Source organism: Pedobacter sp. KLB.chiD, assembly GCF_047040275.1.
Lineage (GTDB): Bacteria > Bacteroidota > Bacteroidia > Sphingobacteriales > Sphingobacteriaceae > Pedobacter.
Genome location: NZ_CP178207.1, coordinates 3,389,207 through 3,411,364, shown reverse-complemented (window position 1 = coordinate 3,411,364; position 22,158 = coordinate 3,389,207). Strand labels below are relative to the sequence as shown.

Genomic DNA, 22,158 nt, shown 5'->3' with positions numbered 1-22,158 from the left:
TTACGCATAAGGTCTTGATTTCGAAGCTCAGGCCAAATGCAATAAACCAAACAAACAAATGTATAAAAATTTTACTTCACTCGGGTTGCCCAACAGGCAGCTCCGCAAACTGCTACTTGTTATGCGATTGACGGCTGTGATTTTCTTGGCGGCTTTAATGCAATTAAGTGCATCAACCAAGGCACAAAAAGTTTCCATTGTTGAAAAAAATGCGCCGTTGGAACGCGTGCTGAAAGAAATTCGCCGGCAAAGTGGATATAATATCATCTATGATCTCAACCTGATCCTGGATGCCAAACCGGTGTCTATCCAGGTGAATCAGGTGAATGTTTTAGAAGCCGTTCAAAAGTCGTTAAACAACCAGCCACTTACTTTTTCTGTAGACGGTAAAACCATTGTAATTAAGGAAAGAGGTATTGCTGATAAACTGGTTGATCTGGTGAAAGATATCGATGTTAAGGTAAGCATTAGAGATTCGTTAGGACGCCCGCTTCCCGGAGCTAATGTCTACAACAAAACCATTAACAAAATGTACGTGACCGATAAAGAGGGTGATATCCTGATCAGGGATGTGCCTGCCAATGGTTATGTATTGCAAATCTCCTATATCGGCTATAAAGGGGAAGAGATTTTTGTAGATCGGAAAACCGTTACTTATTACGTAAAACTGATGGCAGCTGCATCAGCGTTGGATGAGATTAATGTGGTATCGAACGGATATCAAAAAATCAGTAAAGAACGGGCAGCTGGAGCCTATAGTACCATTTCAGGAAAAGAACTGGAAGGAACGCCTGCCGTTAACCTCATGGAACGTTTAGAAGGTAAAATTCCGGGAGTAAAATTTGATATTAAAAGTAATGTTATTCAGATCCGTGGCGTAAATAGTTATGCAGGTGGTTCCGGAACTCCACTGATTGTGCTGGATGGCTTTCCTTTGATGGATGCTAGCGACCGTGCACAACTAACAAAGGCCAATGGTGTTAGTTATGGGAATTCAATTATTAGCAATATTAATATTGCTGATATTGAGCAGATCACGTTTTTAAAAGATGCTTCAGCTACTTCCATATGGGGTTCGCGGGCGGCCAATGGCGTAATCGTAATTGATACCAAGAAAGGTCGTAATGGTACATCACAGGTTAACCTCAGTTACGTTTTTGGAATTTCCAAAAATCCATCTATTGCCAATCAGCGCTGGATGAGTGCTGCGCAGTATATAGATTTGGAGCAGGAAATGGTAGATAAAGGTTTTTTGGTAGATCCGGCTTCGGCAACACCGGGAAATGCCATTTATACACCAAATAATAGTGAGGCTACCGAGTGGATGTTTCGTGTAAAACGTGGAACGGCAACCGTTGCAGAGCGCGACGCTGCGTTGGCACAAATTGCCATGCGTGATGCCGCCGGTCAGATCGAAAAAAACCTGTTGCAAAATGCAGTTAACCATCAATATAACCTTTCTTACTCAGGTGGTAGTGAAAACAGTAATTTTTATATTTCTGGAAACTACACGAAAGATGTGCCCATTTTTAAAAGTAATTTTGCTGAAAATGCTTTCATTAATGCCAATACCAGTACCGCTTTATTTAATAAGCGGATTACGCTAAGAGCATTAATCAATTATCAGTATGCTAAATCACAATCTAACAGTGCCGCGGTTGATGCCCTTTCGGTTAGCACAACAGCACTCAGGCCATACGATTTACTGATGGATGATAATGGCAATAGTATTGGCAGAACGGTTATTTTTCGCCAGTCATTAGCCAATACCATGATGGCACAAGGTTACCTGCCGTTCAGTTACAGTGCAATAGACGAACTCAATTACTCCAACTCAATCGCCAAAAACAATGTGATTAGATTGAATGGCGGAATCAATGGTAAAATTACCAAGTGGTTAAATGCAGATGTTTCCATTTCCAATCAGCGCCAGTTTGGTTCAAATAATACCTTGAATGAATTAAACAGTTATGCAGGCAGGCTTTTAGTAAATACGGGTACAGTCGTTACCAACGGTAAACTGGTTTACAATGTGCCTTATGGCGGACGCTACTTTACTATTGGTAATAATTCATCTGAAACCGCGTTAAGGGGGCAGTTGAATGCTGACGTAACTTTTGCCAAAGATCATCATGTAACAGCAATCGCAGGAACAGAATTGAGGGAAACCCGGTCGGGCAATACATCTGAAACCCGGTATGGCTATAACGAAGATACCGGAGCGGTAGGTATTGCAAATCCAACCGTTTCTTATATGACTATGTATGGTTATACCCAAACTTTGGGCGCAAATCTAAGTGGCTTGGCCGCAACCAGAAAACGTTTTCTTTCTTATTACAGCAATGCTTCCTATAGCTATAAAGACAAGTATTTTCTTACCGGTAGTGTCCGTTTCGACGATTACACCATGATGGGGGTAGACCGTAGTAAAAGAGCTAAACCATTCTGGTCATTAGGTTTAAGATGGAATGCCAATCAGGAAGAATTTATTAAAAGTGTAGACTGGCTGAACACACTAGCCCTGAGGGCAACTATTGGAACTGCCGGGGTAGTGCCACAGGGCGGTTCAAATATTCCTATTCTGACACTTACCGGTAGCGATTCCCGTACTGGTCAACCCATTGCCAGTATTGAAACACCGGCCAATTCTGATTTAGGATGGGAAACTACCAAACATAGCAATCTTGGTTTAGATTTTGGTGTTTTGAAGGGGCGTTTAAATGCAAGCTTTGATGTATATGCCAAGCGTACCACCGGGCTTTTGGCCAATTTTAGTTACAATCCTACATATGGCTGGTCGTCACTAAATTTTAACAGCGGAACATTAAAAGGGCACGGTTACGAATTCTCCATTAATGGTGAGCCACTAAGGGCTGGAAGATTCAGCTGGAAATCGTTGTTTAACTTCAGCTATACAACCAATATGGTAACAGAAGCCAGGTACGAAAATAATTCCAGCACCCTGGCTGGGTCAGGATCAACCGTAAATGGCGCTACTTTAGGAACACTATATGTATACCGATGGGCCGGTTTGGATAATAAGGGACAATCTCAGATTTACGACCGCAATAACAACATCATCAACAATACCACGAATTTAACCAGTGCTTTTACAAAAGAAGATCTGGTTAAAGCGGGTGTTCTCTATGCGCCATATTCAACAGGATTTTTCAACACCTTTAAATATGGCCAGTTTGAAGCCGGAGTTCAGATTACAGGTTATTTTGGGCATGTATTTATGAAAAATGCGGTAACCAATTACCCAACTTTCCAGGGTAGTTACAGCGGGATTTTAGGCAGGCAGGAAGAATTGGCAGACCGCTGGAGAAATCCGGGGGATGAAGCGAAAACTGATGTTCCGGGGTTAAGCAACGTAAATTTTAACAGTATTAACCGATATCGCTTTTCTGATGCCTTAGTAAGGAAAGCAGATAATATCCGTTTGCAGCAAATTTCACTGGCTTATCAGTTACCGAAACGTTTTCTACCAAGAAATACTTTCAAATCAATCTCGCTTTCTGCTAATGTCAGAAATCTGGGTATTATCTGGAGAGCCAATAAAGAAGGGATCGATCCTGAATTTGTCAGCAATGGCAATTTTGGTACCGTAACCCCTACACCTAGTTACATTTTTGGAATCAATGCAACGCTTTAATCACATGAACGCAAAATATATCATCATCCTGTTTGTATTGGCAATTGCCTTCGCAGGCTGCAGAAAGTATGTAGAAATTGATCAGATTTCTGTACGTACTTTAAAATATACCTCCGATTACCGGTATGCCATGAATAATAACACTGTTTTAGAAGGTAGTTTTTCCTACCCGATTTTATCGGGTGACGATACGGAAATTACGGATGTTACCCGGCAGAACAACCTGGGGGATATCCTGGGTAACGTATATAGCTGGGCTGCGCTTTATGCCTCCGATACCCAAAGTGACAGTGATTGGGACAGACAATATAAAACCATCTATACCTGTAACGAGGTGATCAATGGGGTGTTAAGCTCACAAAATGGAACACAACAGGAGAAGCAGAAAATTTATGCCGAAGCCCTGGTACACCGTGCTTATACTTATCTGATTTTGGTTAATACATATGCTAAGCAATACACCAGCGCTACTGCCACAACAGATTTGGGCGTGCCTTTGCTTACTACGCCAAATTTATATACCAAACTTAACCGTACACCGGTAGCAGAAGTATATAATAAAATCGTGCAAGACCTGAAGGCGTCCATCAGTCGCTTGCCAGATCTTCCTGAATTTAACGTAAGACCTGCAAAGGTATCGGCCTATGCCTTACTGTCTAAAACTTACCTCAATCTTCGTGATTTTAATAATGCCTCATTATATGCTGATAGTACTTTGCGTTTACAAAATACATTGATCGATCTGAAAAATTATGAAAGTACACCAGGTACCCTTCCAGTAAGGTTAAATAATCCTGAAATTATATTTTCTAAAATTGCAGGCGTATCCTATCAGGCCATTTCGTTAAGTAATGATCTGCTATCTGCCATGGGCACTACAGATTTGCGCTATAAGTTATTTACCGATACCAGAAGCCGCTTTGGTTCACAATTTAGCACCAGTTTTACCGGCCGTGCTTCCACTAAGTATTTCTACAATGAATTTGTGATCAGTAATGGCCCATCGGTACCTGAGATCATGCTCATCAAAGCGGAATGTTTAGCGAGAGCAGGTCAGACCGCCGATGCCATGACCATTGTAAATAACCTAAGGGTCAAACGTTTCAATAACGCCAATTATGCACCTTTAACAGCTTCATCTGCTGCCGATGCCTTACGCATTGTAGTGGAAGAAAAAAGAAAGGAATTGTTTGGCACAGGTTTACGCTGGTTTGATCAGAAGAGATTAATGCTTGATGACGCCTTTAGGCAAACCAAAACCCGCAATTATAAGGGAATAGATTACACGCTTACACCTAATTCAAATCGCTATATCTATCCGATAGGTGATAAGTATATTCTATTAAACCCCGAATTGCAACAGAATCCCAGATAACCTACGGACACTTATGAAAAAGAATTTATTACTGAGTGGTCTGCTACTGCTTTGCCCTTTTTTTGGGCAGCAGTTGGCAGCCCAGACCTTAACCTGGAAACCAGGATTGTTAAGGCAAAATCAACCAGCCACCTTTTATTACCAGGCAAAAGGTGGGGACCTTGAATTTAGCGATGAGCCCCAAGTAACATTGGCCTATTTTAATGGCAAACGCTGGAATACTTTGCCGCTTAAACTGAAAAAGGATAAAGACCAATGGCAAGCCAGTTATGCGCTGCCAGCAAATGCTGTTTTCCTTGCTTTAAAGTTTTATCAGGGGCCAGTCGAGACACCGGAAGCTAGTGATAATAATCAAGGTAAAGGGTATTTTGCCAGGGTTGTAGGTAACAACGGTAAAGAACAGCGTGGCAGTTATCTGGCGGAAGCTGCATTACGGGCCGGGTTAACCGGCGATTGGAGTTTAAATAGTTTTGTTTCGCCTGAAAAAAATACCCAAATCACTGATTATCTGCTGAAAGAAGAAGAGAAAATCTCTGGTAAATCAATTGGGACAGGACCGGCGCTATTCACCTATCTTAATTTAAAACGTTCAATAATGCCTGCTGATGACTTTAATGCCTTTGCCGATGCAGCAATACAGTCAGCCATCAAAAAAGCAAAATATAGTGAAGCATTGTTAACAGAAGCTCATAATTATTATATCCGTGAAAAACGGGATCAGCAGGCAAAGGAAATAGAAAAACTGATTTTCCAATACCAGCCAAAAAGCGGAGCGGCGAAATTATTGAGTTTCCGTGCCGCAACCAAAGGAGCTTCAACAAAGACTTATCAATTGGCATCAGAAGATTTTCTTGAAAAATATCCTTATGCAGAATGGAAGAAAACCCCGGATGACAAAGGTTTCCTGTATTATGAGATTTACAGGGGCCTTGGCACTATTTATTTTGATAGCAACCAAATAGGTAAATTCTTATCCCTGTTTAAGGATATTGATTTTAGAACGGCCAACGAAATTTATCGCTGGAATATTACGCGGAATCAAATGTCTATGTCAGGTAAAGCAGATTATAAATTACTTTATGAGTTGAGCAAGAAGATTATTCCTTATCTGTTAGAACGCCAGCGCGATCAGTCTTATCTGACAGACTTCGGTAGAGATGCGGTAAAAGCACAGGAAAACGCCGATAAGCAAATGAACGATCGTTTATTTACCCATATCGCGTTAGCCATTAACCAAAAAGATTTTGTAGCAGCAAAGAACTTTTTCCAGTACCTATCTAAAGATGGAATTTATAGCAATGCCGAAATGAATGCCATGCACCTTCGTGTATTAAGCGAACTGAAAGATAATAAGGGGATTAAACCTCTGCTGGAAAACAGTGTGGCAGCCAACGCAGTTACCCCAGAAATGTTTAGCAAGTTAAAGGAGCTATATAAAAGCGAACGCCAAGGCCAGGATCAAGGCTATGAGGAATACTTATCGTCGCTGATGCCAAATGATAAAAAGGCAGAAATGAGGACGCACGTATTAGCAAATATGGTAAACTTTCCCTTAAAACCTTTTAGCCTGGAAGATGCCAACGGCAATCTCGTTAATTCCAATGATTGGGGAACTAAAATTGTGGTGATTGATTTTTGGGCCACCTGGTGCAGACCTTGTATCGAGGCTTTTCCAGGTATGCAGCTGCTCGTAGATCAATATGCAAATGATCCACAAATTGGAGTTTACATGATCGGTACCATGCAAACCGGCGATTACAAAGCTAAATCTGTGAATTATGTAAAAAGTCAAGGCTTTCGTTTCCATCTTTTGCATGATGCTGTTAGTGCATCAGGAGCGCAAGACCAAGTATTCAAGAGTCTTTTACCATTGTTTAAACAGTCTTCTATTCCACGTAAAATCGTCGTAAAAAATGGTGTAGTACGCTATACTTCAGAAGGATATTCCGGTAGCCCGAGTCAGCTACGCGATGAATTATCAACCGCGATTGAAATATTAAGAGCAGAAAAATAATGATAAGAAAAACGATAATTGTGGCCTTTCTCTCCTTTTGGATAGGGCTTTCGGTCCAGGCACAGATGAATCCGAAGATTAAGCTACAGGATGCCTTAAAACTGATCCAGGATAACTATGTGGACCCGGTTAATGATGAACCCGTGGTAGATGCTGCCATCAAAGGAATGCTAAGCAGCCTTGATCCACATTCGAGCTACATCAGCCGCGAAGAGGTAGAGGCCATGAACGAATCCATGTCGGGAAGTTTTGCCGGAATTGGAATTGGATTTGCAATGCTTTCAGACAGTACTTTTGTCATCAGTGTAAATCCGGACGGGCCTGCCGCCCGGGTAGGCTTAAAGGTAGGCGACCAGATTGTAAGCGTAGATGGGCAGACGATTCCTGGTAAAAACCTGAAGAACCAGGAGGTGATGCGATTGCTGAGGGGAGAAAAAGGAAAAGCCGTTAACCTGGCCGTTAGGCGTAAAGGGCAGCCGGAACTTTTAAGATTCACGGTAATGCGGGAGCAGCTAGCCGAGTTATCCATTACGGCCAGTTACATGGTAACCAAACAGATCGGCTATATTGCCTTGTCTGTCTTTAGTCAATCTACCCGCCGCGAAATGGATGCCGCTTTGAAAAACTTAAAAGCTCAAGGCATGACGAAGTTGATCCTGGATTTACAGATGAACGGGGGAGGAATAGTAGATATGGCCATCGGCGTAGCGGATGAATTTCTTCCACCTGAAAAAACTGTTTTTTATTCAGTTACCAATACAGGTGTAAAGGATTATTTTCTCACCGGTGGTTACGGGCAGTTTATGGACGGTGAGTTGGTGGTGCTGGTTGATGAATCTACTGCCTCTTCCAGTGAAATCCTGACCGGTGCTCTACAGGACTGGGATCGGGCTGTTATTGTTGGCCGAAGAACTTTTGGTAAGGGCCTGATGCAAAAAGGATTTCCATTAAGTGATGGTTCAGTGATCAGGCTAACAGCTGCACGTTACTATACCCCTTCAGGACGCTCCATCCAGAAACCTTACTCCAAGGGCAAAGCCGATTACTTTGAAGATTTTAACCGGAGAATGGCCTCGGGTGAATTGAAAGAAGCTGGACATTACCATTTTCCCGATTCACTGAAATACACCACACTTAACCGTAAAAGAACGGTTTATGGTGGTGGCGGTATTATGCCCGATCAGTTTGTTCCGATAGACTCCGCATTATATAGTACCTGGCTGAATCAAATCATGAACAGTGGTTTAGTTAATAAAGTAGCATTTGAACAGGTGCAACAGAACCGTAAACAGCTCACAGCTTCCTATCCGGATTTCGAAAGTTTTGATAAGGGCTTTAAAGGGGAAGAAACCATGATTGACGGGATTTTTGATGCTGCGGTAAAACTGCGTATCAAAATGCCAGCAAAAACAGATCAAGTGGCACGTAAAACCATCCGTATAGAACTAAAAGCTGCCATAGCCGATATGTTATATGTAGGTAAAGGTTATGCACTGCGTGTTCGTAACGAAGCCAGTACTGCATTTGACACCGCCTTATCCATCCTCAATTCTAAAGCTACATACAATAAATTATTAGACGGGAATACCAATCGTAAATCATCTCCAAATCAAAAGAAAAAAAACTAACATGAAAACATTAATAATTGGTGCGGTAGCTGCACTTTGTTCCTTGAGTGCAACGGCACAAAAAGGATATACCATTAAAGGCCAGATCGGTAAACTGGGCAAGCCTGCAAAAGCTTTTTTATTGACAACCAAAGAAGGTACACAGGTTTTGGATTCAGTACCTCTCGTAAACGGAAGTTTTACTTTCAGAGGCCATGTAGACGGACCCACGGAAGCTACACTACGTTTGAAACATGATGATGCGGTGGAGATTCCGGGCAAACGTATAAAAATCGATGGTTTAAGCCTGATCCTTGATAATGAAGATATTACCATCACAGGTAAAGATTCTTTAAAAACAGCTGTATTAAAAGGGTCAGCTCAAACTGAAGAGAGTCGCCGCGTAGATGATATGCTTCGCCCGCTTTATCATAAAATGCAGGCCTTTAATAAGGAATACGAGGATTTGCCGGAAGCCAAAAAACAGGATAAAACTGTGATCATGGATCTGGAAAAACGGGCACGGAAAACAGAAAAGGAGATTATGGATGCGAAGATCAGTTATGTAAAAAAGAACCCTGACAGCTTCATGTCGTTAATGGCTTTGAACTCTACGCTGGCGCCAGGTTTTGATGCGGTAGAGATGGAGAAGATATACCTGACCATCAATCCGAAATTGAGAGATTCTTATTTCGGTAAAACGGTTGGCCAACGGATCGCTACTTTCAAAAAAACGCAGGAAGGTGTAGAGGCACAGGATTTTACCCAACCAGATGTTGATGGTAAAATGGTGAAGCTCTCTGATTACCGCGGAAAATATGTTTTGGTTGATTTCTGGGCTTCATGGTGTGCACCATGCCGTAGGGAGAATCCAAACTTAGTTAAGGTTTACGAGCAGTACAAATCAAAAGGATTTGAAATTTTAGGTGTTTCGCTTGATAAAGCAGCTGATAAAGCCAAATGGATAAAAGCAATAGCAGATGATAAACTAGCCTGGAAACAGGTAGGAGATCTAAAGGGATGGGAAAACGAGGCCGCAGCTAAATACGAGGTTAAAGCAATCCCGATGAACTTTTTAATCGATCCGAATGGAAAAATTATCGCTAAATATTTGAGAGGTGAGGTTTTGGAAAATAAACTCAAAGAGATATTTGAAGCAGGTGCCAAGTAATTAAATCTTACAAGTAATTAAATCTTATAAGTTAATGATGATTAATGCAGGTTGATGGATGTCGCCTGCATTTTTTGTATCGTTTGTTTTGGGCATATCAATTAACTATAGCATTAAAATCATGGCATAGCAGGATGCTTAACAACCAATCAAACTCAGGTTAACAAATCAAATCCATAAAGAAAGTATAGCAGCGATCAATGCTGTGGACATAATTAGGCTTCCCAATTTTAAAAATGTCCAGGCACTTACTTCCTGCCCTTCACGTCTTAAAGCAACCAGCCAAAGTATTGTAGCCAGCGAACCAGTTATGGAAAGGTTGGGGCCAAGATCTACACCAATTAACACTGCGCTTTTGACCATGTCGGGGGTATGCGCACTTTGCAACACACTTCCTGCAATTAATCCGGCAGGCAAATTATTCATTAAATTGCAGGCTACTGCCGTTACAATACCGCTAAGCCAAACCGCTGCAGTTTCAGACCGTGCTATTGCATCATTTAATAATGCACTTAATTCCTGCGTCACTCCGGTTTTATTTAAAGCTTCTACTATGATAAATAATCCTGCCACTAAGGGAAGCACTGCCCATGATATTCCTTTAATTACATTAACAGGGTTTTTTCTTGCGCGGGTCAATACGATGGCACTGGTAACGATACCAGTAATCAATGTGGGCAAGCCTAGTTCAATATTCAAGGCCGAGGCAGCCAATAAAACTGCTGCAGTTCCACAGATTCCAATCAAAGCCGTTTTACCACCCTGGCCCAATTCAGGCAAATCAATTTCCGTTCTGATTTTTTGTTTAAAACACCCGCGCTGTGAGAACCGGAGCATAAAATAAGTAACGCTAATGGCAAAGATAGAGGGGATAAGATACAAGCTGAGCCAATGCATTAATGATGGCATATGTGTACCATAAATAACCAGATTTGCCGGGTTTGAAATGGGCAAAACGAAGGAAGCTGCATTGGCTATGAATGCGCAGATCAATAAATAAGGAAGTGGTTTTTCCACTTTGGCCGCTTTAACAGCCGCCGCCACAGCTGGCGTTAATACAACAGCTGTAGCATCATTGGAAAGAAATGTGGTAACCACCACACCTACCAGATAAATCAGTAAAAACAATCTTCCGGAAGATCCCTTAGCCTGTGAAGTTGCATGGGCAGCCAGCCAGTCGAACAGTTTCTCCTCCCGCGCGGTTTCGGCCAGCAACATCATGCCGGTTAAAAATAAATAAACATCTAAACCTTTCGATACACCAGAAAAGGCATCGGAAAGGGTAATTAGCTGGAATAATAATAATAGGGCAGCCCCACTGATAGCGTACACTGCTTCGGTAATTTTAAAAGGCCTGATGATCACACCCGCTATTGCGAAGAAGGAAATAATCCAGATGAGTATATTATTCATATTTTATAGCGAAGATATGGGTTTTCCTTCATGCTCAAAGCTTAGGCGGTTCGCTGTTATGCTATTTCAGCCGGTTGCCCGGCGAATCTCTGCACCACAGCCGTCTTATTATTTTGAAGCAATATTTATGGTATAGTCTAAGTGTGCTGAGGCCTGTTACATCGGTCGTTTTGAGGGTTAAATTACTCAGCAATCATGTAGCAGGGGTTAGCAGGCATCCTTGATTGTTTTTGAAAATATGACCCATAAGAGTATAGAACCGATGGCAAATGCACCAAGGATCATGAAGGCACAACTATATCCTATTCCTTGCGCTATCCAGCCCCCAATTGCGGGGCTAAGTGAAGCTCCAAGTCCCTGAACCGTCATCACTGCACCTTGTCCAATATTTACCCTTCCTGTGCCATTTAGGATATGTGCAACCAAGCCGGGAACGGCAACACTTTGCAGGCCTGCTCCAACTCCATCTAAAATTTGTACAGGGTAGATGCCCACATGACTATGCATATAGGCGGCAAATAAACCACGTATAGGCAGCGATAAGAAAGAAATAAATAATACTAACCAATAGCCACTTTTATCTGCCATCTTCATCGCTAAAAGCGAGGTGCCGATCATAACCAGTTGCGCAATAATAATAGTCATGGCTACAAACATCGAAGCATTACCATGACCATTAGCGGCGGCAGCGAGGCCATAAAGCGGCAACATCGCGCCGTTACCTAAATGAAAAAAGGCTAATGCACCTGCCAATACCAATAGAGATTTACATTGAAATAATACTTTAAACCCACTGGCTTCATCATTTTTGTCGCCCTCTTTCATTCCCCTGGCCACATTATCGTCAATGGATTTAGCAGGAATCAATAATACTGAAATGATAGACAATAGGCCAAAAAAGGCAGCTAGAATGAATATCGCGGTAATGCCAAATTTATACCCCAGGTAACCGGAAAGTGCAGACCCCACCACATTGCCTGCGTGGTTAAATGCCTGGTTATAGCCGTTTTGTTTGTTAAATCCTTTTTGCTTCACTATACCCAGCGTAATGCCGATGATCGCCGGACCAATAGCCGACCCGGCAATAGCTGTCGCCACCTGCGAAATGCTCACCAGCCAGAACTCCTGGGTAAATAAGATTATTCCTGATGCCAGTATGGTGAACACAGCCGATATAATCACGTAAAACCGCTTTCTTTTAGTGGCATCGATTAATGCCCCCGCTGGAATAGTCATAATCATTCCTGCTACTCCACCGATGGTCATTACCGAACCGATCAGCCCGCTTTTCCAGCCATGCGCCAAAAGAAATATGCCTAAAAATGGTCCAACCCCTGCCTGGAGGTCGGCCATGAAAAAATTTAGAGATTGTAATGGCCAGATAATCCGCTTATCTGTTACGCCTATAGCCGCTTGTTTGCTCATACGATTTGCTTAACAACACTTTCATCATTATGTTTAATCCCTTACCAGGGATGTTTTGTGTTATTTATTTGAAAATCAAAGATTTATGATGGTTGTGGCCGAAATTAATTTTTCTTCATAGGGATAAAGGAAGTTAAATATATTTCGTATCCATCCTAAAGGCTATGTGGTAGTTGGCAAATCTATTATGGCTTCGAAGAAAAAATTACCGCTTTCGATGCGGAATTTTCCCTTGTGCAAATGTGTGATCTCTTTAACCAACCAAAGACCAATACCCGCGCCATTTGAATCTATGGTTTCCCTATGGAAGGCATTCTGCAGATTTTCAGTTGGGAAACTCTCTTCATTAATCGCATTTTTAAAACTAATGGTAATATCATCCTTCACGGTAGATTGCTGCACAGCACAACTAATTATAGAGTCTGGAACCGCATATTTAATCGCATTTTCCAGGAGGTTCATCAATAATATATTCAGTTTATCGTCATCAGCAGCGACTAAAAATGTTTCGGCTTCCTGATCAAAATGAATAGCTGAGCCTAATCCTTTTTGCTGCAGGAAAGGTTGGAACCTATTAAACAATCGGAGTATCACCAATGAAAGGTCTATTTGTTGCCGATGTAAGGTAATGCCGCTACTTTTTAACTGGCTTACCAAAAGGAACTCCTGTACCACCTGTTGCAGCCTGTTGATTTCGGCAAGCTGACTTTCCATGAGGCCTGATAGTTCTGCAGCTAATCCAGGTTTTGATAGATGGACTTCTATTTCGGCACGCATAATGGCCAGTGGTGTTTTTAATTCATGCGAGGCAGAAGCAAAAAAGTTTTGCTGTTGCTGTAGCGATTCGTCGATCCTAACCAACATCGTATTTATGGTTTCTGTTAATTCCTGTAGTTCGTCATTCGTTTTTTTCACCGGAATAACATCCCGGAGTTTTTGCGCATTGATGAGTTTGGCCGCATTTATTATGCGCTGCACAGGCTGTAACAGGTAAAAAGATAAAATATAGGCAATAAGGCCTGCAAGTAAAACACTCAACAGGCTGCAGGCAAAGAGTAGTAAAAGGAGGTATTTTAAATTACTATCTAATTGATCAGCACTTCGTACGAGCATCAATTCGGCAGGATTATCTTCATTATTACTCACCACGTAGGCTACCCGCATGCCTAAGGTATCGGTTACGCCTGTTTTTGCAGGCGTGCGGATATTTTTAATGATCCCGGGAGATTGGAACACGATGATGGGTTTTCCTGCAGAATGGTATAATACCCTGATGGAAGTATTGTGATCAGGCAAAGGAATAATGGCTGGTAATACTTCTGTCTTATCCAAAAGGGTTTTGGCCCTTGCTAACAGATAAGTATCATCATCAGATATCATCAGCATCCTGATTTTCCGGTAACAATAGAGATTAAAGGAGAAACTTAACAAGATAAAAATCAGGCTGAATGCAGCCGTAATTTTAAGTTTGATACCGAACTGTCGCTTTCCGACTCTCATTTAACCTTGTTTTACATCACCTTTCAACAGGTAACCCCGACCTACAACTGTATGGATCAATTCTTCGTCGTAACCTCTGTCCATCTTTTTCCGAAGCTGGTATAGATGTACTTCGATTACGTTGCTACCGGGATCGAAGTTGATATCCCAGACTTTTTCGAGGATCTGTGATTTTGTAACCACCTTGTTCTGGTTAGCGAGTAGAAATTCCAGGAGGGCAAATTCGCGGTTACTCAGTACAACTTGTTTGCCGGCGCGGCTAACTTCTCTGGTGAGCAGGTCTACCTTAAGGTCAGACACCTGTAATCTGAGCGAACCCTGCGCAAATGACCGGCGTTGTACAGAACGTATCCTGGCCAATAATTCATCAAGCTCAAAAGGCTTTTTGAGGTAATCAATAGCGCCATGGTCAAGCCCGTTTATGACGTGTTCTGTATCATTCAGCGCACTGATGATGATTACCTGGGTTTGATTGTTAAAGTTGCGCAGGTTTTTTAAAACTTCCAGGCCATTAAGCGAGGGTAACATCATATCCAACAATATAAGGTCATAATCGCCAACCATAGCAGTTTCCAAACCTTTATTGCCATCAGCAACCACATCGCAGATATGGCCGGCCTGTGTAAGGCCATCGGCAATAAATCCCGCTAACTTTAACTCGTCTTCTATTAATAATATTTTCATCTTACCAGGAATGTTTTGTTATCGATCGTAATACTGAGCACAATGTATACTTTGTCGTGATTGATGTTGATGAAACCCTGGTCATCCTGACGCCTGACCGCTACGAGATAAAATGTATCGCTTTTTTTGATGAGAGGAGCAATATCATCTACCAACCCAGGCTTAAAGTGAAATAAAAGATCATTTTTTTTAAGCGCAACAACGCCCCCATAGTGATCTGTAATTAAAACAGGTTCTTTCAACTTGAATTTTTCTGTCTGATGATTAGGTACATCAGGAGGTGGGGGTAAATCATCAAGGATCTGGCTAATGCCCGTTCTATTGTTTTTGATGGCTGTTAATTGGTATCCAACTACTTCATCGCTAGGGTTTAAACCATAAGTTACCGTAACCAAACCGCCTAAAGTACCGATTTTGGTTACCCGAGCTGCTGTATGTGGCCGAAAATCAACAGTGATTAATCCAGCCTTTTCCGTTTTCAATTCCAGGGCATTGATATCCAAATGAGGATTGTTTTTATATCTGATAACGGTTCCGGTAATTACCCTTTGTTGATGCGGCCGTTCAATCTTTGGCTCATGATGATGTAAGGGCGGTTTTGGCAATAATGGTACGGGAGGTTTTATTAACAACCAGATAATGACTAAGAGCAAAAGAATAATTACGACCAGCAGGGGCCGGTTATTTTTTATCTTTATTGGCTTATCTGGTAAGTCGTTATCTTGCTCCATTTTCATACAATCTGCAAAATATGCATATTTTATCAGTTAACAGTAAAGCAGCCGATTAGTTCACACGTGTCAACAATTAAATTTAAGATAAAGGCTGTATCATAAAATATTATTCAATCTGAATTTGTTAAGTTGAGCCTGTGTAAATGCCATGTAAGACATCTAAAACAGGCTCTTCAACAAGCTCAGGAAGTCGATCTGCATTTATAATACAGCCACATCTGACAACTATCTTAGCAAATAAGTCTGTCCATTGATCTCGATGGTCTCTGGATGAATGATGGCTGGTGCGCCAGCTTCCAATGCTACACCCGATGGTGGTGTGTCTTTAATGCCAGTGACTGTTACTTTATCTCCCGCTTTTAGTAAAGACTGTAATTGTTCAATAGCATGTGGTGGTAGATTTATTTCTACCTTGTTATCGAGGCTGAGTCCGCGGATTGCGCCGCCCTGATCGCGCTTAAAATCACTGATTTTTCCGGTAAATGTTGCGGATGGGGCACTAACCGGCGTAACAGGTACACTTGGCGGTGTGTCTGCTATTTGTGTTCCATCAACAGATAAACTCGCCATTTGGAATACGTTTATACCCTCCGGACCATTATCTGTAAAGCCTTTAACCGTTACCGATTTGCCCTTAGCTGCGATACTCATTAATTGTTTGCCTAATTGTTCCGGAAATCTCACCGTGATCACCTGGTTGCCATTTTGCAAGGTGAAACGGTTATAAATATACCTATCGTTCGTTTGGTAAGCAATTACCTTTCCGCTTAATGAGGTTAACGCTTTTAAACCTGGACCTTTTTCTATACCACGTCTGTGTAAACCAGGATTGGGAGGCATTTGTTCCGGTACTCCGGCTGGTAGGGCAGGAAGATTATCAGTTGGACGTAACTGCGCGAAGGTAACAATACTCATCAGCGCAAAACAAGCTGTTGTTGCTGTTTTTTTAATTTTGCTTTTCATATGCTTTCTTTTTTATTTTCAATCATTTTATGATTCAAAACTATGCTTGCCGTCTGAAGCGGGTATGAAAAGCAGATTAAATTTAGTTCATCTGAATGTTTTATTCTTCACTCTTTAAAAGAGTGGTCATTTCTAATACGAATCAAACCTCCCTTTTTACGAATACGGCAAAATTTTGGGCAAATATCCCGATGTGCAATGGGCGGGTATGAACCCTACCGGAGATTATATTGAACTTACGATGTTTGGTCTGGGATCTGAAAATTTAACACCTTTTGTTAAAAATTACGAACTGCATAATTTTATGCTTAAAGCGGCAGAAATGCCTGAAGCATTTCTGGTAAAAGCTTAATTTTCATTATATGGTAAACAAATCATCAGCAAGTAGTCCGTATGATAAATCAATCTACTGTTACTGTCCTGTGTACAGACATCAAACAGTGCTATAAAACCGATGCCTGCCGAGATGCTGAAAACATAGAAATGGTTGCAGACCGATTAAGGAAATCGCAAACTGACCAGGGTATAGATAAGTTAAACTATGGTTGTAAATAGCAAACTCAACGGTAGCAAAGACTTGTACATCACTTTCGAATATTCTTTGATAGTATACTTAGCCCGCAGCACCCAGCGGGATACTGAATGAAAATGTACTGCCTTTTCCAAATTCGCTCTCTACCCATATTTTTCCTTGATGGCGGGTAACAATTTCTGCGCACAGATATAACCCTATCCCAAAGCCCGCTATAGTGCTGTCATTTTCTACCCTGTAATACCGGTCAAATAGTTTTTGTTGATGCTCTGGCTTAATGCCTATGCCTTGATCAATGACGCTTATTATAATCTGATCACGATCAACGGTATATTGTATATCAACCTTGCTACCCAGGTCAGAATATTTAATGGCGTTACCAATCAGATTTTGAAGCACCTGATTTAATTTGCTGCGGTCTGCATATACCGTCACCTCACCATCTAAATGCAGGTTTACCTCATAACCTGTAGTTAATGTTGTGGTTTCTTCGCAAACTTCTTTCAACAAATCGGTAATTTCGAATAGTTGTTTATCAATAGCTATCTTTCCTGATTCCAGGCGCGAAACATTTAAAAAGCCATCAATCATACGGGTCATCCGCTTCACCTGGTTTAGCGATTTTTCGATCGTAGCGAGCATCCTGTCTTCACTATTCAGGTGGGCATGGTAATGTAATAGCTGGAGGTAGCCATTTATGGAGGTAAGTGGTGTTTTGAGTTCATGACTCGCCATGCCGATAAAATCATTCTTACGCTGCTCATCTTCTTTTTGCTCTGTAATATCCAGCACTGAACCTATAAACCGTAAAGGTTTATCGTTGGTATCAAAATAAACCTGTCCTTTCGCCCTTATCCACCTAAGTCGTTTATCTTCAAAGCCAATGGTTCTATATTCCACGTCATAAATACCATTGCTAGCCTGCTTATCAAAAACGTGAGCTAAAACTGCGTTAATTCTTTCTAAATCATCCGGATGGAGGTTCCGTAAAAAATCCCGCTCAAATTCAATTTCATTCGAATGGCTGATCCCGAACAACAGTCTGCACCGGTCGTCCCATTGCAGGTGGCCGGTAACCATGTTCATATCGAAAGTGCCTAACTGTGCAGCCTCTTTTGATAACCTGATCTGCTCATATGCTTTTTGAAGTTTTTCTTTTGAAGTTACATGCTCAGTAATATCGGTTGCCGTTTGCATCAGCCCGATTACCTTTCCATCTACTTTTAAAGGGGTATAAGTCAGGTCGTAATAACCTAGCGTAGGTTCGCCATTTTTAATCAGTGATATGCCAACACCTGCTACATGATGGTTGAGCCCCGTACGGTAAGCGTAAAATAATTCATCTACCACCGGTTGTCCAGCCAGTTCTGGAATAGCCTCGAACCAGGGTTTACCCAAAATAGAGGAATCCTTTCCGATCAGATTAAGCATGGCATTATTAATTACATCAAAAACCATGTTTTCTCCCTTGGTAATTAACATTGGAACAGGAGAGGAGCGAACCATATTTTTAAACCATTCACGGCTTGCTTCCAGTTGTGTCCAGGTTTCTGCCGGAGTTTGCGGCATCCCTTCCGCTTCAATTTTTGGAACATCATCTTTGGCAATATGTGCAGGCTCAGTTTCCATCTGTATGCTTTCACCGGTCACTTGTATATATTCTATGTTTTGGCGGTTGAAGGCCGATTTCGTGCCTGGCGGTATTTCACCTGCAGATTTCTGGTTTACCAATATTTTATCGTCATTTACAGTCCGATTCTGCTCCATGGCAAGCCCAGGTTTTGCAATTAACCAAACGGCAATTTTTAGTTGGGTACCAGGAGCTTCTTCAAACTTGCTGGCAAAATAATTATAGTTCGAAAATGGCGTTATATGGCTTTCCAGACCTGGAATCTGTATCGGTATAGAGATGTGATGGGAAGCATTTTTCAACGCCAGAAAAAAAGCTGGTATGGTTAAAGGCAGTTCATGGCCCAGGATGTCAGGAAGACTCAGCCCTGAAATTTCTTTAAGGCTTCGATGCAATACATCTAAAAATGGGGCATTTGCATCCTCCAATTTCAGTGAATCGGAGTCAATGATGCAGATCGGTATCGGCACTGATAGTATAAAATTGGTAGAGTTGATTATAGTTAACATTGATGATATCCCGTATACAAATGTAATGATTTCGATAATTTACAAGAATTATAGCATTTTTGAAAACTTATGTTGATTGTTAAATCCATTGAACAACATCACATTCCATAATAAACATTTCTAGGGTTAGGCAGCTAATAATTGTACTGTTGCAAATTTCCGTAAAAAAAAAACTGCTAATTACAGGGTTCATTTTGTTCATCTATGCGTTTAAGTATTGATGTTAAGATTATATTATACGCCACATAAGCTACAAAAATGAAGAAACCCAGCTGTATGGTGGAGTTGTTTTCGGTAGTCACTTTCAATGCTTCAGTATCCATGTTAAGCCCTGACAACTGGCTCTTTAAGATACCATTAAGACCAATATAGGTCATGCCTATACCAATTACCATTACATCAGCCATATCCCACTTACCCAGATCGAAGGCCAGAAAACGAATGAATTTTGAATTCCCTAATAATTCACTGCAGGATACCTGCAGGCCCCGGGCAATAAGACGTAACAGGGGTAATATCACCACAAAGAGCAAAAGCAGTACGCCTACCAACACCGCATCTGGTTTAGGCTGCTCTACTAATGTGCCAATAATGCCCAGTATACTCTGGCTTTGAAAAAAGAGTACCTGATTTGTAAAAACCAGTTTTTCACCCAGCAAGGCAAATTCAAGCGTATGAATTCTGGCATCAACCTCAATAATGGGCGATGATACACCTACTGCAAGTAAAATAAAGGCAAAAAGCAGTGAGATGATAAAAAGTGCGACCTCAATATTTACGCGTTTCCGTAACAACAGCCAGATCAGTAGTGCAACAACAACGCAGGCCATCATGCCTATCGCAAACTGATAACTTAAATCTTTAATCCGTTGAAGTTTCGAACTTACAACTTTGTCAAAAGCAGTTGCATCAGCTACCTTATATTTCTGATAAATGCTATGTTCCACAGACGAAATGGTCTCATCGCTTCGGTCGTATGTCTGCGCTTCCAGTTCATCTAGTTTTCCTGCTGCAACAGATTTTAACTTTTTAAGGCTTTTAGGGCTGGTTACTTTGGTAACAATGGTACGGGAAAAAGATGGCACCAGTGCATGGATTTCTTTTACATCAACAAATGTATTGAAAGCAAGTTTTTTGAGTTTCGCTCCAAGCCCTTTCTGAGGCTTTGTAACTTCTGCCACCGCCTTGTTAACCATACCATGCAACTGTTTTTCAACCTCTTCTTGCATATCTGCTTTTTGGCTTTTGGTCAGGTTAAAGCCTTTTACCTTTCGATCAACCACTGCTGATATTTTATCTCCCCAACGGTCTACCGAAAATATTCCAAAGGTAATGTTATTCGAAAGACTGTAATCTTCCTTAATGCGTTTCTGCTCATAGGCAAGTTCCCGGAAACGGTATCCACAATAGGCAGCAGCTACCAGAAGCAGCGAAAGCGCGGCAATCAGGATAAAGGATGCCGATCTGGATTGACCTGGCGTAACCTGCTTATTCGTACCGATATTATCTTTTTGCAATTCGCTCATTCATTTTCAGATTTAATGCACATCGTGCGGAGTAATAGATTTAAGAATTGTCGAAAGGATCAATCCGTAAAGTACAAAACAGATAAAAACAATATAGCCCGGTTGCAGGGCGGTGTTATTGGTTGTCAGGATAGTAAGCGAATCATTATTGATATTCAGAGCCCTCAACTGATTTTCAAGCAGTCCGTTAAGGCCAATGTATGCCATTAAAATAGCGATCACAATGACATCGGCCATGCTCCATTTGCCCGACTGGAAGGCAAAATACCTGATAATCCCATTTTCTGCCCACTTTTTGCCGCCCAGCAGGTGTATGCCTGTTGACGTTAGCTTAACCACGGGGAACAAAATACTGAAAGCCAGGATAAGCACCCCAACCAGCACAGAATCTATGGCTGACTGGCTAATGAGTACCCGTACAACATCCATAATACTCTTGCTCTGGAAAAAGAGTACCTGATCGTTAAAAACAATATGCTCTCCAAGCAGAACAAAATCCAAAGAGCGGATCCTGGCGTCAACCTCAATCATGGATGCCGTAAGGCCCACAGCCAAGAGGATAAAGGCGAAAAGTAACGATAGAATGAAAAGCGTGGTGTGTAAATCTGTGCGTTTGCGTAACAGCCACCAAAAGGCAAGTACCACTATAACACAGCTTAACATGCCAAAGCAGTAATAATAGGTTTGCTGCCGGATACTGCCTAATGAACTGCTCAGTTTTTGGTTTAACTGTTGATTCGAAGATACCCCATATGTCTTGTAAATTTTGGTAAGGATCGCATTATTGGCCACAAATGCGGTATCCTGACTTTCCTCTTTGGCTATTTCATTAAACTCGCCCAAAGCCATGCGGCCGAGTTGCTTTTTGTTTTTCGGATTATCGATTTCAGCAATTATTTTTCTGGCAAAAGCAGGTACCTGTGCGCGGATGCTATCTGAATTAACAAAATTTTTGATGGCAAACTTCTGGATCTTGCCACTGATGGTTTTTTTGGGTTTATTCACCAATGCTTCAGCCTTGTCAATAAGGGCTAAAAGTACCTGCTCAACCTCGCCCTGCAGTACTTTTCTCTGCTTACGGGTTATTTTGAGTCCCGAAACCTGATGGTGAACAATAGCGGCTACCTTATCTTTCCACTGTTGTACAGAAAACAGCCCGTAAGTGATGTTGTTTACCCTTGAATAATCATGTTTAATCTGTTCCTGTTTCTCTGATAGTTCATGGAGCCTGAAACCAAAAAAGCCTTCGGCCACAAGCAGTATGCCCAATGCAAGGATCAGTAAAATCCGGTGGATAATTTTTCCTGATGCAGGTTTGTTGATTATTTTTTCCAATCTTTATGTGATAATGGTGATTATATCTCCCCGAAAGGAACTAAACTATTGGCAGATAAACATTAATGTTTTGAAAATGTTTTAT

The 22,158-nt window shown here is 41.5% G+C and carries 15 protein-coding genes; 6 read left to right on the top strand and 9 right to left on the bottom strand.

Annotated features, from left to right (window positions below; all coding sequences use genetic code 11):
* Nucleotides 1–58 precede the first annotated feature (58 nt).
* From ACK1I8_RS13925 to ACK1I8_RS13905, 5 genes are read left to right on the top strand one after another with little or no spacing between them, the layout of a single operon-like run.
* A complete protein-coding gene (locus ACK1I8_RS13925; RefSeq protein WP_412465972.1) occupies nt 59–3,655 on the top strand; it encodes a SusC/RagA family TonB-linked outer membrane protein in 3,597 nt (1,198 codons plus the stop codon).
* Between the two features lie 4 nt (nt 3,656–3,659).
* Nucleotides 3,660–5,030, top strand: coding sequence for a RagB/SusD family nutrient uptake outer membrane protein (locus tag ACK1I8_RS13920; RefSeq protein ID WP_412465971.1), 1,371 nt, complete (start codon nt 3,660–3,662; stop codon nt 5,028–5,030).
* 13 nt (nt 5,031–5,043) lie between these two features.
* Nucleotides 5,044–7,044 (top strand): TlpA family protein disulfide reductase, encoded by a 2,001-nt coding sequence (locus tag ACK1I8_RS13915; protein ID WP_412465970.1) that lies wholly within the window; start codon nt 5,044–5,046, stop codon nt 7,042–7,044.
* Complete coding sequence (locus tag ACK1I8_RS13910; RefSeq protein ID WP_412465969.1) at nt 7,044–8,672, top strand: S41 family peptidase; 1,629 nt, start codon at nt 7,044–7,046, stop codon at nt 8,670–8,672. The genes ACK1I8_RS13915 and ACK1I8_RS13910 overlap by 1 nt, the downstream gene beginning before the upstream one ends.
* Nucleotide 8,673: 1 nt before the next feature.
* The gene (locus ACK1I8_RS13905) at nt 8,674–9,822 is read left to right on the top strand and encodes a redoxin domain-containing protein (protein WP_412465968.1); all 1,149 of its coding nucleotides are present in this window, start codon (nt 8,674–8,676) and stop codon (nt 9,820–9,822) included.
* A gap of 168 nt (nt 9,823–9,990) precedes the next feature.
* Here ACK1I8_RS13905 and ACK1I8_RS13900 read toward each other — a convergent pair whose 3' ends face one another.
* From ACK1I8_RS13900 to ACK1I8_RS13875, 6 genes are all read right to left on the bottom strand, one after another.
* Entirely contained in the window at nt 9,991–11,235 is a 1,245-nt protein-coding gene (locus tag ACK1I8_RS13900; RefSeq protein ID WP_412465967.1) for an arsenic transporter, read from the bottom strand.
* Nucleotides 11,236–11,442: 207 nt separating this feature from the next.
* Complete coding sequence (locus ACK1I8_RS13895; protein ID WP_412465966.1) at nt 11,443–12,660, bottom strand: MFS transporter; 1,218 nt, start codon at nt 12,658–12,660, stop codon at nt 11,443–11,445.
* 162 nt (nt 12,661–12,822) lie between these two features.
* A complete protein-coding gene (locus ACK1I8_RS13890; protein ID WP_412465965.1) occupies nt 12,823–14,160 on the bottom strand; it encodes a sensor histidine kinase in 1,338 nt (445 codons plus the stop codon).
* The gene (locus ACK1I8_RS13885; protein WP_412465964.1) at nt 14,161–14,844 is read right to left on the bottom strand and encodes a response regulator transcription factor; all 684 of its coding nucleotides are present in this window, start codon (nt 14,842–14,844) and stop codon (nt 14,161–14,163) included.
* On the bottom strand, nt 14,841–15,581 hold the full coding sequence (locus tag ACK1I8_RS13880) for a hypothetical protein (protein WP_412465963.1): 741 nt from the start codon (nt 15,579–15,581) through the stop codon (nt 14,841–14,843). Before ACK1I8_RS13880 ends, ACK1I8_RS13885 begins: the two co-directional genes overlap by 4 nt.
* A 222-nt stretch (nt 15,582–15,803) precedes the next feature.
* Nucleotides 15,804–16,541, bottom strand: a complete 738-nt coding sequence (locus tag ACK1I8_RS13875; protein ID WP_412465962.1) for a hypothetical protein — start codon at nt 16,539–16,541, stop codon at nt 15,804–15,806.
* Between the two features lie 175 nt (nt 16,542–16,716).
* On the opposite strand from ACK1I8_RS13875, the gene ACK1I8_RS13870 reads away from it, so the two are divergent.
* The gene (locus tag ACK1I8_RS13870; RefSeq protein ID WP_412465961.1) at nt 16,717–16,893 is read left to right on the top strand and encodes a hypothetical protein; all 177 of its coding nucleotides are present in this window, start codon (nt 16,717–16,719) and stop codon (nt 16,891–16,893) included.
* A 261-nt stretch (nt 16,894–17,154) separates the two neighbouring features.
* Here the strand turns inward: ACK1I8_RS13870 and ACK1I8_RS13865 are convergent, their stop codons facing one another.
* The 3 genes from ACK1I8_RS13865 to ACK1I8_RS13855 form a co-directional block, all read right to left on the bottom strand.
* Nucleotides 17,155–19,212, bottom strand: coding sequence for an ATP-binding protein (locus tag ACK1I8_RS13865; RefSeq protein WP_412465960.1), 2,058 nt, complete (start codon nt 19,210–19,212; stop codon nt 17,155–17,157).
* A gap of 176 nt (nt 19,213–19,388) precedes the next feature.
* Nucleotides 19,389–20,738, bottom strand: coding sequence for a paraquat-inducible protein A (locus tag ACK1I8_RS13860; RefSeq protein ID WP_412465959.1), 1,350 nt, complete (start codon nt 20,736–20,738; stop codon nt 19,389–19,391).
* A gap of 12 nt (nt 20,739–20,750) precedes the next feature.
* Complete coding sequence (locus tag ACK1I8_RS13855; protein ID WP_412465958.1) at nt 20,751–22,073, bottom strand: paraquat-inducible protein A; 1,323 nt, start codon at nt 22,071–22,073, stop codon at nt 20,751–20,753.
* Between the last annotated feature and the right edge of the window lie 85 nt (nt 22,074–22,158).

Coding starts and splice junctions, on each gene's coding strand:
- ACK1I8_RS13925 (WP_412465972.1), top strand. CDS start 59: ATGTATAAAAATTTTACTTCACTCGGGTTGCCCAACAGGCAGCTCCGC.
- ACK1I8_RS13920 (WP_412465971.1), top strand. CDS start 3,660: ATGAACGCAAAATATATCATCATCCTGTTTGTATTGGCAATTGCCTTC.
- ACK1I8_RS13915 (WP_412465970.1), top strand. CDS start 5,044: ATGAAAAAGAATTTATTACTGAGTGGTCTGCTACTGCTTTGCCCTTTT.
- ACK1I8_RS13910 (WP_412465969.1), top strand. CDS start 7,044: ATGATAAGAAAAACGATAATTGTGGCCTTTCTCTCCTTTTGGATAGGG.
- ACK1I8_RS13905 (WP_412465968.1), top strand. CDS start 8,674: ATGAAAACATTAATAATTGGTGCGGTAGCTGCACTTTGTTCCTTGAGT.
- ACK1I8_RS13900 (WP_412465967.1), bottom strand. CDS start 11,235: ATGAATAATATACTCATCTGGATTATTTCCTTCTTCGCAATAGCGGGT.
- ACK1I8_RS13895 (WP_412465966.1), bottom strand. CDS start 12,660: ATGAGCAAACAAGCGGCTATAGGCGTAACAGATAAGCGGATTATCTGG.
- ACK1I8_RS13890 (WP_412465965.1), bottom strand. CDS start 14,160: ATGAGAGTCGGAAAGCGACAGTTCGGTATCAAACTTAAAATTACGGCT.
- ACK1I8_RS13885 (WP_412465964.1), bottom strand. CDS start 14,844: ATGAAAATATTATTAATAGAAGACGAGTTAAAGTTAGCGGGATTTATT.
- ACK1I8_RS13880 (WP_412465963.1), bottom strand. CDS start 15,581: ATGAAAATGGAGCAAGATAACGACTTACCAGATAAGCCAATAAAGATA.
- ACK1I8_RS13875 (WP_412465962.1), bottom strand. CDS start 16,541: ATGAAAAGCAAAATTAAAAAAACAGCAACAACAGCTTGTTTTGCGCTG.
- ACK1I8_RS13865 (WP_412465960.1), bottom strand. CDS start 19,212: ATGTTAACTATAATCAACTCTACCAATTTTATACTATCAGTGCCGATA.
- ACK1I8_RS13860 (WP_412465959.1), bottom strand. CDS start 20,738: ATGAGCGAATTGCAAAAAGATAATATCGGTACGAATAAGCAGGTTACG.